The organism is Acidovorax sp. LjRoot38, from assembly GCF_964252975.1.
Taxonomy (GTDB): Bacteria; Pseudomonadota; Gammaproteobacteria; order Burkholderiales; family Burkholderiaceae_C; genus Acidovorax; species Acidovorax facilis.
In genome coordinates, this window is record NZ_CAXUPT020000001.1 from 180,469 (window position 1) to 192,315 (window position 11,847).

The 11,847-nt window shown below is 59.5% G+C and carries 8 protein-coding genes; 3 read left to right on the forward strand and 5 right to left on the reverse strand.

Annotation, left to right across the window (positions count from 1 at the left end; genetic code table 11):
• Positions 1–10: 10 nt before the first annotated feature.
• From ACSQ22_RS00845 to ACSQ22_RS00865, 5 genes are all read right to left on the reverse strand, one after another.
• The gene (locus tag ACSQ22_RS00845; protein ID WP_436129118.1) at positions 11–667 is read right to left on the reverse strand and encodes an SMI1/KNR4 family protein; all 657 of its coding nucleotides are present in this window, start codon (positions 665–667) and stop codon (positions 11–13) included.
• Positions 667–1,596 (reverse strand): RHS repeat-associated core domain-containing protein, encoded by a 930-nt coding sequence (locus ACSQ22_RS00850; RefSeq protein WP_436129119.1) that lies wholly within the window; start codon positions 1,594–1,596, stop codon positions 667–669. Before ACSQ22_RS00850 ends, ACSQ22_RS00845 begins: the two co-directional genes overlap by 1 nt.
• Positions 1,593–4,967 (reverse strand): hypothetical protein, encoded by a 3,375-nt coding sequence (locus ACSQ22_RS00855; RefSeq protein ID WP_436129120.1) that lies wholly within the window; start codon positions 4,965–4,967, stop codon positions 1,593–1,595. The genes ACSQ22_RS00850 and ACSQ22_RS00855 overlap by 4 nt, the downstream gene beginning before the upstream one ends.
• A 625-nt stretch (positions 4,968–5,592) precedes the next feature.
• Positions 5,593–6,699 carry a DUF72 domain-containing protein gene (locus tag ACSQ22_RS00860; RefSeq protein ID WP_436129121.1) on the reverse strand — a complete coding sequence of 369 codons (1,107 nt, stop codon included), beginning with the start codon at positions 6,697–6,699 and terminating at the stop codon, positions 5,593–5,595.
• A gap of 42 nt (positions 6,700–6,741) precedes the next feature.
• Positions 6,742–7,152, reverse strand: a complete 411-nt coding sequence (locus ACSQ22_RS00865; protein ID WP_121420358.1) for a hypothetical protein — start codon at positions 7,150–7,152, stop codon at positions 6,742–6,744.
• 163 nt (positions 7,153–7,315) lie between these two features.
• On the opposite strand from ACSQ22_RS00865, the gene ACSQ22_RS00870 reads away from it, so the two are divergent.
• The 3 genes from ACSQ22_RS00870 (at position 7,316) to ACSQ22_RS00880 (ending at position 11,844) form a co-directional block, all read left to right on the forward strand.
• Positions 7,316–9,685 (forward strand): Tex family protein, encoded by a 2,370-nt coding sequence (locus ACSQ22_RS00870; protein ID WP_055393981.1) that lies wholly within the window; start codon positions 7,316–7,318, stop codon positions 9,683–9,685.
• 81 nt (positions 9,686–9,766) lie between these two features.
• Entirely contained in the window at positions 9,767–10,594 is an 828-nt protein-coding gene (locus ACSQ22_RS00875) for an HDOD domain-containing protein (RefSeq protein WP_055393979.1), read from the forward strand.
• A gap of 44 nt (positions 10,595–10,638) precedes the next feature.
• Entirely contained in the window at positions 10,639–11,844 is a 1,206-nt protein-coding gene (locus ACSQ22_RS00880) for a phospholipase (protein WP_436129122.1), read from the forward strand.
• The last annotated feature ends 3 nt before the right edge of the window (positions 11,845–11,847 follow it).

The following is an 11,847-nucleotide window of genomic DNA, read 5'->3' on the forward strand; positions in this document are numbered from 1 at the left end:
GGTCAAAAACTTACTGAAGAGGCAGCGCCTTTAGCCTTACCTTTGCGCCATCCGGGAGGTCTCGAAGCTGCTCCCAAAGTTCTCCACGGTACCGCATGCCTTTGACGGCATCAACTGCAAATAAATTGTTTACCTCGTACTTTCCACCAAGGATGAAGGGGATTTTTGGCAAAAGGCGCTTGCCGCGCGCAATTGGCCCATTGAGCATTTGCCAAGAGTGCGCTAAGGGATATCCCGTCAACTGAGGATAGTTTAATAGAATTTCTGCTGCCCAATCCTCAATTGATTTTGCAAGAAATTCTATTTCACCCGACTCTGGATCAAATGAAACAACTTCCCTTCCTTTAAGAGCGAACTGCCCGCCAAAAATGTCTTCTGCAAAAAAAAATAGTTCTTCAGTTAATCCTTGATACCAATCGCGCCATAGAGTCTTTTCATTCCATGCCTGAAGCCCTAGAATCTGGCCTTGCGAAATTGAATCATCCCAGGAGAAGACATGAAGTGCCTCCTCAAACGCATAGAAGCCATTTTTTTTGGAGAGGATTTGAATTAATTCATCGGGTAATTCGCCGCGATGCTCGGCGAGAGACGCTGTTTTTCCCACTTCCGCAACTGAAGTTGCGGGAGTGGAAATTGATAGAAGTTTCTCAATAGATATTATTGACATTAAGATCCTGGGATAATTCTGATCCGCGTACCATCTGGTAGTCCCCGGCATTGGGCTCCTATGCAAGCGCCTGCTCCACGATTATCTGAGGGTGACACTGGGCGGACGCTCGCACCGCGACCGCCTTCGGCAGTCAATGCTGGAGGGTATTCATCGCGATCTTTGCCAGGTACAACCGGCTGTCCGCTCATTGCATCCTTGCGTCGATCCTTTGCGCCACCACGATCAAGCGTTAACACGTCAGGCTGTCCATTGTTCTGCGCATCACGGATGTGATCAGCACTCTCCGGATACTTATCACCCGGTACTACGATATCAACTGGCTTATCTGCCCCCTCATTAAAAACCAACCCAGAAGCCCGATCCAGCAATTCACTCGTGCGCTGTTGGAGCAAGGCCCCGGCCTGCTCCATCCGCGCTCGCTGCTCAGGTGTTAGGTGGCTGGCGGCCCCTGCAAGCGCAAGCAATGACACACCTACTTTCCAAGCCAGCCTGGCAGACCTCCCATCCGGGTCCACATACTTGTAAGGGTTGTTGTTGGCATACGCATAGCGGTTGAAGCTGTGCGGGTTTTCCGGGACGATGCCCTGGGGATCAATCCCCGTAAAACGCCCTATCAGAGGGATGTAGTAGCGCCCCCCCATGTAGGTAATCCAGTTCGTCTGGTCGTACGGCTTGCCCGCAAACCACAGCTTGTTGTTGGCACCGGCGGGGGGCGCTTGCAGGCGATGCCCATAGGGCAGGTAGTTTTCCTTCCAGACCACGGCGCCATCGGCATCGGTGGCGATGGCGGGGCTGCCCAGGATGTCGTTGTGAAAGAACGTGATGGTGGTCTGAGCGCCAGCGCTGGCCGCAAAGGCGCCGAAGGCCAGAAGGAGGGCCAGGCGCATCAGAAGACGCAACCAGAAGGAGTGGAGCGTGGAGATCATTGTGCGGACTCCTTCTGGGCGATGCGCTTGCCGTTCAGGTAGATGTACTGGACCAGTCGGCGGGAGCCAGGGGAGTAATCTGCCAGCAGGTTGCCGTGGGCGCCATGGAACTCATGCGTTGTGATGCCTGCCTGGATGACCTGCGTGCGCTTTTGGTCACCGTCGTAGGCGTACTGCACCCGGGTGGCCGCGTTTGAGCAGTTGATGCACTTGAGGTTGGGAACACTGTCGTACTCGAAAGTCCGGGGGCCGCGCACAATGATGTTGCCCATGGCGTCGTATGAGTGATTTGCAGTGTTGCCTGGCGTTGCCGTCATGCTACTGAGCAGATTGCTGCTGTCGTAGTGGTAGGAAAGCCGCAATCCTGGAATGGTCTGCGTCGTGATATTTCCAGCGCCGTCGTAGGAAATACTTCCAGAACCTTGCGGTGTTCTCAGGCTGGTCAGGCGATCAAGATTGTCATATCCCAAGGTGCGATCATAAGTATCGTCGATGCTGTCCGAAATTTTGGTCAAGTTACCAACACCATCGTACGAAAATGAGGACCGGCTGTAGGCGGTGGATGACCGGACCGTAGAAAATGAACTGGGCCACAGGCGGGAGTTTTGGCTGTACTCCGAAGAGACGCCATTGGCATACATAATCCTGTTGACCTGGCCTGATGGCCAATAGCTGACACTGGTGATATAGCCGGAGACGGAAGTGGGGCGCCCGAGCGCATCCACGCCGTAGCGAACAATTTCACCGGAGAGTGGATAGGTAATGGAAGTCAGGTGGTCGTTATCGTTGTACCCATACCTGGCCGTCCAGGTCATCCCGTTGGCATTTAATGTTTCAGACTGAAGATTTCCGTTCCCATCGTAGGAAAAGCTGCGGGTAGCATCTGTCGAGAATGTCCGCAGTAAACGGTGCCTGTCATCATAAGTGTGGGTGACAGAAGGCGTGGCGCCTGTGTAATTGACGGTTCTAAGCCGATTCTGATTGTCATAGCTGTACGTGGTGGTGCCTGAAGATCCTACATTCTTGGATGTCATATTGCCCGCTGCATCCCGACCGTAGGTTGTTGTGCCAGTTTCTGGATGGGTTGCGGAAATCATGTAGCCACTGCTGTTATAAGAGTAGCGCCTTGTTATCCCAGCCTGCTTTGCAGACGTAATGAGGTCTTTGCTGTTGCGGTCATAGTCCATGCTCGCGCTGGAATCAGGCGTCGTGATGGCCATCAGAAATTTTTTGTCAGGATCGCCATATGCGCGGTAGTAGTGAATGGTGGTATTGCCATTTTCATCGCGCACCGATTTGGAAGCAGATCCATAGTTGATGAATTTCGATGTTCCATCAGGGTTCCGGATTTGAGTCACCCGGTCCAAAATATCGTAGGAGTACGATGTGCCCGAGCTGCTGCCGGGGTTGGATATGAATGTAGTGCGCCCCAGTGCATCTGTGGAGTATGAGGTGCTGATACCCCCCCGGGTGACTGAAAATACTCTGCCGAAGGAGTTGTAGTTGATCGTTTCTGTCAGCGACCCACGTGTTGCCGTGCGGCTTCGGCTTGTGTAGCTGATGTTGACGTTATTGCCCTCTGGGTAGTCCACGGATGTGATTCTGTTCATGGAGTCATATCCATAGCGAGTTGTTTCACCCCCAATGCTTTCAGAGGTGACATTGCCAGCGCTGCTAACTTCTCGTGTTATCGAAATTCCTTCAGGCTGGCTTTCGTTTTGTGCAACACCACGGCTGTAGTTGGAATAACTATGCGTTAGCGACCTTGGGAAGGTGGCGCTGCTTACATTGCCGGCGCTATCGTAGGTTCGGCTGATCGATATACCATTTTTTGTTTCATTGGTCATGTTGCCGCTGCTATCGAAATCCCGCGTAATGGTATGGCCTGATGATGTTTCGTTTTGTGGCTGCCTGATGATCCACTTCGATGTATTTGTAAAGTAGCTGACGGTGGTTGTTCTGTCGCCACCCCTTGTGCCTGATTCGGTGATGGCGCGTGGGTTTCCATAGCTATCGAAATTGCTATAGGCAGTATCGTAGCTACCGCCGTCGCGAGTAATGGTTTTGCGTGTGAGCAACGGTGCATTGGTTTCAAGATAATCGAATCTGGTCACAAATGCACCGGGGCGGACATAGGTTTCTGTGGAAATTCTCTGTCCACTCCAGGTGTATTGTTCAGTTTGTTCATCGCCAATGCGCTTTTGGATCAACAAACCAACCTTCCAGACGCTTCCAGCGCCAGCATAGTTGGGGCCTACATGCTTGTATGTTGTCGTTCCTTCTGGCGAGGTGACTCGAGTCGTATCCAGAGAGCTATTGCCTCCAGGGGAATAGTCGAATGACCAGCTTCCTCCTGTACTCATTGACTTGCGGCTCACGACATTGGATTTGCTGGCTGGATTGGACTGCGAGTCAAAAAATACAAAATCGTAGGTGTAGCTGATCGTCCCGCCTTGCGGTGTCGTAGCCGAGCGCATGAGATAGCTACCAGCAGTGGCACCATTGTTTTCTGAATAATCATATTCCCAGCTGTTGTTATCAGGCCTGGTGACGGTGCTTAGTTGATAGACGCCTGCGATGCCCGAGGGTTTGTACGAGTAATCGTAGGTTTGGCCGGCGCTGGTTATGCTGCTAATTCGAGCAGTTGTTTTTCCTGAGTCAATGTATGTAAAGGAAGCGGACCTTCCATCATTAGTAGTAATACTTCGAATTTCTGAACTGGAAGCTGATGCATAGCTAATGGTGATGTAGTTTCCATTGCGATCTGTGATTTTTTTGGTGTGCCATTCATACATTGGATTGGCGGTCGATCCCGGTCCCAATGCTTGGGTCATGTCATAAATCATCCCGTCGGGTGAGGTAATAACCAAGCCTGTCCCGCTGGTGCTGCACATGGCCTTCCATCGTTGCGTGGTAAGCATCAATGGAGAGCTTTGGCCAGTGAAGGTAAGCAACTGCCGACTGCCATCCGGGAGTTCCAGGATGGGGTTGTCTGAAACGGACTCAAGGTTCTGATTCAGGCAAGGGTATGAATTGCGAGACTTCAGAATGCGACCAAAATGCAGGGTCCACCCCAAGCCAATGCTCGTTCGGGGTTGTGTTGGATTGGCAGGATCTACACTGCTGCTGTTGTAAGAACGGACGATGGTTAAATCCATTCCACCGTTGCCAGGAATTCTAAGGTCGATATAGTGCCGCTGGAGTGCACCAGTAAACGGGTCAATATTTTCATTTTGGCTCTGATTGACAAATGCTCTGTTGGGCTGAATCCCCGGTTCTTTGTAAAAATCTGGAATCGCCTCTTGTGCATGTCCGATATTTGCTGTAGCAAATAACACGACCCACAGCCATTTTGTGGATTTATTTTTCAAAATTCCTCCCGGTGATTAGTATTGTCTGGAAACTGCTGTTGATCAATGGGAACATCTATTACATTACCCGTGGTGAAAACCATCTCATCGGTCGCAGTAAGTATCATTTGCAAAAATACCCGGTGCTGTGGCGCACGCGCTGAAGTCGGTGCCAATTAGAAAATTCCTGTCAAGAGTTCGTAACTACCAACTCTGGTAGGTGTTGTTCGGCGACATTCAGGTTAGGTACCTATCGGCGCGAATGCCTGAGGTCTCGATGCAATTTGGCAAGCCCATCCCAAAAAGCCACCGGGCAATCGTGTGACGGTGCAGGGCCCTGTGGTTGGCCTGAGGGGATGCGATGGCTCTGCTCAAGGCCATTTGGTCGTTTGTTCACGTCAGCCCCTGCGGCCCGACGCCTGCGCCGTGCAGCTCGGCTTTTTTGGGCGCGCGCTGGTGAACACATACCATGCGTACTGTTCTAAAAATATGGACGAAAATCGGCCCTGGCGCTTCATAGATAAGCTCTGGCAGCTATGAATATGTGATCTTCCCGCTTTCCGAGGATGCATACGGCATGGGTCTTGCCACCGTGCCCCCTGTGCCCATGCTCAAAGGCTTGGACGCCTCTGCGGCCGGTATGCAGTTAGCGTGGCGCTGCCGCCAGCACCGCAGCCACTTCGTCGGCCACACCGCGCACCGTCAGCGGCGCGCAGCCCTCAGCATGGTTGCTGATGGTCACAAAAGCGTTCTGCCCCCGGCGCGTGATGCCCGTAATCACGCTGGCCAGCTCCGAGCGGGTGGGCAGGTCGGGGTGGTGCAGGCGGTCGTAGGGGGCGTACAGGCGCTCCGCCTCTTCATAGCCATAGGGGCCATGCACCGGGTTCAGGTTCCAGCGGCACACCAGGGGGCTTGGCCACAGCGCGCGCAGCATGGGCAGCTGGGCCTGCAGCGGCGGCATCTTGGCGTGCAGGCCCAGGCAGTAGGTGGCACCGGCTTCGCGCAGCACGGCGGCAAAATCGGGGGTCAGCCATTCGGGGTCACGCACTTCCACCGCAATCACCCCATCGGGCGCCGTGGGCGCGAGGGCTGGCAGGGCGAGCAGCATGGTGCGCAGACGCTCCAGCAGCAGCGGCAGGCGGTCCAGCTGCGCCATCGGCAGCGGGCTGAGCTGGAACACCAGCGCACCCAGCTTGTGCCCCAGGCCTTGCAGGGCAGGTTCCACACACTCGCTGCGGGCCAGTTCGGGGCTCAAAAACGCCGGGTTGGGCTGGCGGCCCCGGCCGTCTTCGCTGCGCACCAGGGCGTCGGTCACCACACTTGGTGCCTTCACCACAAACCGGAAGTCGTCGGGCACCTGCGAGGCGTAGCTTTCGTACTGGCTCACGGTGAGCGGCCGGTAAAAGCTGCGGTCAATGCTCACGGTGCGCATCAGTGGGTGCTGGGCATATACCGCCAGGCCTTGCTTGGACAGTTGCGTGTCGGAATGTTCGCCCTCCCACACCAGGCCTTTCCAGCCGGGGTAGGTCCAGCTGGAGGTGCCCAGGCGCAACTGCCGGGGCAAGGCGGCGGCCAGGGCGGTGAGCGCATCGTCGTGCGCCATGGCGGTTACCTGGCTGGAGCGCTTGCGCGGGGCAGGCGGCGCGGCGTGTTCTGCGGCTTCGGGCGCATCGGCTTTGGTCGGCCGGGTGGAATGCCGCGAAGGCACAGGAGGTGTCGGGGCTTCGGGGCTGCCGAACAGGTCGTCTTGCATGCGGCGGGCAGGGCGGGTGGGCGAAGAGGCGAATGCGCGGGGTCACAACCCCGAGAACAACCCGCCCTCATTCAGCAGCTCGTACGTGATCTCCGGCCGCTGGTCCATGCCCTTCTTGATGGCGGCTGGGATGGCCTGGCGCGTCTTGCGGCACAGCCCGCGCTGCTCGTGGACCAGGATGGTGATGCCGCGCAGGGTGCGCACCTCGTTGGGGCTGGGGGCAATGGTCAGGCGCAGGCCCAGCTGCTGCTCCATGCGCTCCTGCAAACGCCGCAGGTCGCTCAGGCTGGTGATGTTCTCCAGCCGCTGCAGCAACTTCTTTTCTTCAGCCTGGGTGAGCTGCAGGATGCGTGCCTCCAGCACGGCATCGGGGGATTGCAGCAGGGCATCCCGGTCGCAGACACAGGCACCGGGCGGGCATTCTGTGCGGATGGGGAAGGGCAGGGGCTGCATGAAGGGGCGGTCTTGGAGGCTGGAGCATTCTAGACAGCCCACCCCGCCCTCATGGCAAGGCCGGTTGTTCCCACGGGTTGTTACCAATAGTGCCTGTGGCAAACTCCCGCGCTTCGCGTTTTTGTTCGTTTGTTTGACCGAGTCTCAGAGAGTTTGCCCACACATGCAGCAGATCATCCGGCAGTTGGCCGCAGAAATCAGGGTTAGTGAACAGCAGGTGCGCGCAGCGGTGGAGCTGCTGGACGGGGGCGCCACGGTGCCCTTTATCGCGCGCTACCGCAAGGAAGTCACCGGTGGGCTGGACGATATCCAGCTGCGCGAGCTGGAAGCCCGCCTGTCTTACCTGCGCGAGCTGGACGACCGCCGCGCTGCGGTGCTCAAGAGCATTGACGAGCAGGGCAAGCTGACCGATGCGCTGCGTGCTGCCATTGCCGCAGCTCCAACGAAGCAGGAGCTGGAAGACATCTACCTGCCGTTCAAGCAAAAGCGCCGCACCAAGGGCCAGATGGCCCGCGAGTTCGGCATCGAGCCGCTGGCTGACAAGCTCTTTGCCGACCCCACGCTGGACCCTGCCGTGGAGGCTGCCGCCTTCACGAAGCCGCCCGAGGTGCTGGACGATGGCAAGACCGGTGCGGACTTTTCGACCGTGCCCGCAGTGCTGGACGGCGTGCGCGACATCCTTTCCGAACGCTGGGCCGAAGACCCGGCACTGGTGCAAAACCTGCGCGAATGGCTGTGGGCCGAGGGGCTGCTGCGCAGCAAGAAGGTCGAGTCCAAGAACGAGAACGACCCCGAGGTCTCCAAGTTCCGCGACTACTTTGAATACGACGAACCCATCGGCCGCGTGCCTTCGCACCGCGCGCTGGCGGTGTTCCGGGGCCGGGGCCTGGAGATTCTGGAGGCCAAGCTGGTGCTGCCCGTGGAGCCCGAACCCGGCAAGCCCAGCATGGCCGAAGGCAAGATTGCCCTGCACCTGGGCTGGAGCCACCAGGGCCGCAAAGCCGATGACCTGATCCGCAAGTGTGTGGCCTGGACCTGGCGCGTGAAGCTCAGCCTTTCAACCGAGCGCGACCTGTTCGCCCGCCTGCGCGACGACGCTGAAAAGGTGGCGATCAAGGTGTTTGCCGACAACCTGCGCGACCTGCTGCTGGCCGCGCCGGCGGGGCCGCGTGTGGTGATGGGCCTGGACCCGGGCATCCGCACCGGTGTGAAGGTGGCCGTGGTGGATGCCACGGGCAAGCTGGTGGAAACCGCGACTGTCTACCCGCATGAGCCGCGCCGCGATTGGGAGGGCTCGCTGCATACCCTGGCCAAGCTGGCCGAGAAGCACGGCGTGAACCTGATTGCGATTGGCAACGGCACGGCCAGCCGCGAGACTGACAAGCTGGCTGCCGACCTGATCAAGCTGGCGGCCAAGGTGGACCGCGTGATTGAAAAGGTGGTGGTGAGCGAGGCCGGTGCTTCGGTCTACAGCGCCAGCGAATACGCCTCGCAAGAGATGCCCGATGTGGACGTGAGCCTGCGCGGCGCTGCCAGCATCGCGCGGCGCCTGCAGGACCCGCTGGCCGAGCTGGTCAAGATCGACCCCAAGAGCATTGGCGTGGGCCAGTACCAGCACGACGTGAACCAGAGCGAGCTGGCGCGCACGTTGGGCACGGTGGTGGAAGACTGCGTGAACTCCGTGGGTGTGGACCTGAACACGGCCAGCGTGCCTTTGCTCAGCCGTGTCTCGGGCCTGTCGGGCAGCGTGGCCAAGGCGGTGGTGCGCTGGCGTGAGGCCAATGGCGCGTTCAAGAGCCGCAAGCAGCTCATGGACGTGGCGGGCCTGGGCGCCAAGACCTTTGAGCAGAGCGCGGGCTTCTTGCGCATCCGGGGGGGCGACAACCCCCTCGACATGACCGGCGTGCACCCCGAGACCTACCCCGTGGTCGAGCAGATCATGGAGAAGACGGGCAAGCCCGTGGCCGAGATCATGGGCCGCGCCGACATGCTCAAGACTTTGAAGCCAGAGCTGTTTGCCAACGAAAAATTCGGTGTGATCACCGTCAAGGACATCCTGGCCGAGCTGGAAAAGCCCGGCCGCGACCCGCGTCCGGACTTCAAGGTGGCGCGCTTCAACGATGGCGTGGAAGACATCAAGGACCTGAAGGAAGGCATGATCCTGGAAGGCACGGTGAGCAACGTGGCCCAGTTTGGCGCCTTCATCGACCTGGGCGTGCACCAGGATGGTCTGGTGCATGTGAGCCAGCTGGCGCACAAGTTTGTGAACGATGCGCGCGAAGTGGTCAAGACCGGCGACATCGTCAAGGTCAAGGTCATGGAGGTGGACGTGGAGCGCAAGCGCATCGGCCTGTCGATGAAGCTGGGCGACGCGCCACCGCGCCAGGGCGGCGACCGGGGTGCACCCCGCGACAACCGCTTTGAGGGGGCTGGCCGGGGCTATGCACAACCCCAGCGCCGTGCGCCTGAGCCCGTGCAACAGTCGGCCATGGCGTCGGCATTTGCCAAGTTGCAACAGGCCAAGGGCCGTTGACGGATTGCGGCGGGATGGCCTGGGTTTGCGGCAGGTTGGGGGCCATAATCGCCAGCAACCCCAACTCTGGTGCCTGACCCCATGGAGCTGAACGCACTGCTGGCCCAACCCGTAGCTCTGCCCAGCCTTCCGCGCACTGTGGCATTGCTGATGAGCGAGCTGGCGCATGAAGAGCCCAGCCTGCGGCGTCTGAACCAGCTTTTCGGCACCGATCCGGCCCTGGCCGGGCGGCTGCTGGAGCTGGCCAATTCCCACACCTTCCAGGTACCGCGCCAGATTGCCGGCATCCCCGAAGCACTGGCACTGCTGGGTATTGCCCAGGTTCGCACACTGGTCACGTCGGCACCGCTGGGCACCGCGTCGCGCTCGGTGCCCGGCGTGCACATGCAGCAGTTCTGGCGCTACAGCCTCAACACGGCCAAGCTGGCACGGTCGCTGGCGGGCATCGTGCACCAGAACCAGACCGCTGCGTACACCACCGGCCTGCTGCACGCGCTGGGCGAGCTGGTGATTCACCTGGCCGACCCGGACAAAGCCCAGTCGGTCAACACACTGGTGGCCCCGTTTGACCTGCGGCGCGGCAAGATCGAGCAGCGCATCTTTGGATACTGCTATGGCCATGTGACGGCCGGGCTGGCACGCCGCTGGCGTTTGCCCGAGGTGGTGGTGGATGCCCTGCACCACCAGAGCGCGCCGTTTGACAACAATGCCTACGAGCCCCTGGCGGGTGTGATCCACCTGGCGTCCTGGCGCGCCCGGGCGCGTGAGGCAGAACTGGGCGAAAAGGAACTGGCCGTGTCGTTCCCCGGCGAAGTGGGCTTGGCCCTGGGGCTGGACATCGACATGGTGCTGCAGCAAGACCCTATCGACTGGACTGCGAAGCCTGAGGCTGCTGACTACGTGGTGTGAGAGCTGGTTTTGAGCCGCCTTGCGGCTTTGCGAAAATGCCGCCCATGAAAGCCCTTCGCATCCATGCCGGCCCCCGCGCCCGCCAACACCTTCAAAACCACGGGCTGCAGCCCGGCGATGTGGGCGTGATCCCTGCGGCGGCAGGGGGCCCCAAGGGCCTGATCCTGGGTCCGCTGGACCGTTTCATCTTTGGGGAGTGGCTGCCCCAGTCCAGCCAGACGGTGCACCTGGTGGGCGCCTCGATCGGCGCCTGGCGCATGGCCACGGCCTGCTTGCAGCAATCGGTGGCGGCTTTCGAGCGGCTGGAGCACGACTACATCCACCAGCACTACGACCTGCCGCCGGGCAAGAAGCGCCCCACGGCCGCGCATGTGAGCGAGCGGTTTGGGCAGAACCTGCAGGCGTTCTATGGTGGGCGCATCGACGAGGTGCTGAACCACCCGCGCTACCGCCTGCACATCGTCACCTCGCGCGGGCGGCACCTGCTGGGGCGCGAGCACCGCGTGGCCACGCCGCTGGGCTATCTGGGCGCGTTTCTGACGAACACGGTGCACCGCAAGGCGATGGGGGCGTGGCTGGAGCGGGTGGTGTTTTCCTCGTCCGATGCAGCCACGGCCGATGGTGTTGGTGTGAGCGTTGGTGCTGCGTGCGCTGCATTGCCGTTTGGCACCTCGGACTACCGCACGCGCCAGGTGCTGCTGCACGGCGGCAACTTCATGCCAGCGCTGCAAGCCAGCTGCTCGATCCCGTTTGTGCTGCAGGCCGTGCACAACATTCCGGGTGCGCCCCGTGGAGCGTATTGGGACGGGGGCATCACCGACTACCACCTGCACCTGTCCTACGTTCAGCAATCACAGAATGCTATTGAATTAATAGCTGGTAGCGCTTATCCAACAAGCGCTGGCGGCCAAAAAAACTCAAATTCTGGCCCGACTGCCTCGCCCGGCCTGGTGCTGTACCCGCATTTCCAGCACCAGGTGGTGCCCGGCTGGCTGGACAAGGGGCTCAAGTGGCGCCACCGTTCCACCCCGTCGCTGGACAACATGGTGGTGCTGTCGCCCAGCCCCGACTGGGTGCGCTCCTTGCCCAACGCCAAGCTGCCCGACCGCAACGATTTCACCCACTACGGCACCGACAGCGCCGCGCGTGCCAAGGCCTGGCTTGCGGCTACGCGGGCCAGCCAGCAGCTGGTGGACGAGTGGCAGGCGTGGCTGGCGCGGCCCGACATGAACGCAGTGCAACCGCTGTAGTAC

Coding starts and splice junctions, on each gene's coding strand:
- ACSQ22_RS00845 (WP_436129118.1), bottom strand. CDS start 667: ATGTCAATAATATCTATTGAGAAACTTCTATCAATTTCCACTCCCGCA.
- ACSQ22_RS00850 (WP_436129119.1), bottom strand. CDS start 1,596: ATGATCTCCACGCTCCACTCCTTCTGGTTGCGTCTTCTGATGCGCCTG.
- ACSQ22_RS00860 (WP_436129121.1), bottom strand. CDS start 6,699: ATGCAAGACGACCTGTTCGGCAGCCCCGAAGCCCCGACACCTCCTGTG.
- ACSQ22_RS00865 (WP_121420358.1), bottom strand. CDS start 7,152: ATGCAGCCCCTGCCCTTCCCCATCCGCACAGAATGCCCGCCCGGTGCC.
- ACSQ22_RS00870 (WP_055393981.1), top strand. CDS start 7,316: ATGCAGCAGATCATCCGGCAGTTGGCCGCAGAAATCAGGGTTAGTGAA.
- ACSQ22_RS00875 (WP_055393979.1), top strand. CDS start 9,767: ATGGAGCTGAACGCACTGCTGGCCCAACCCGTAGCTCTGCCCAGCCTT.
- ACSQ22_RS00880 (WP_436129122.1), top strand. CDS start 10,639: ATGAAAGCCCTTCGCATCCATGCCGGCCCCCGCGCCCGCCAACACCTT.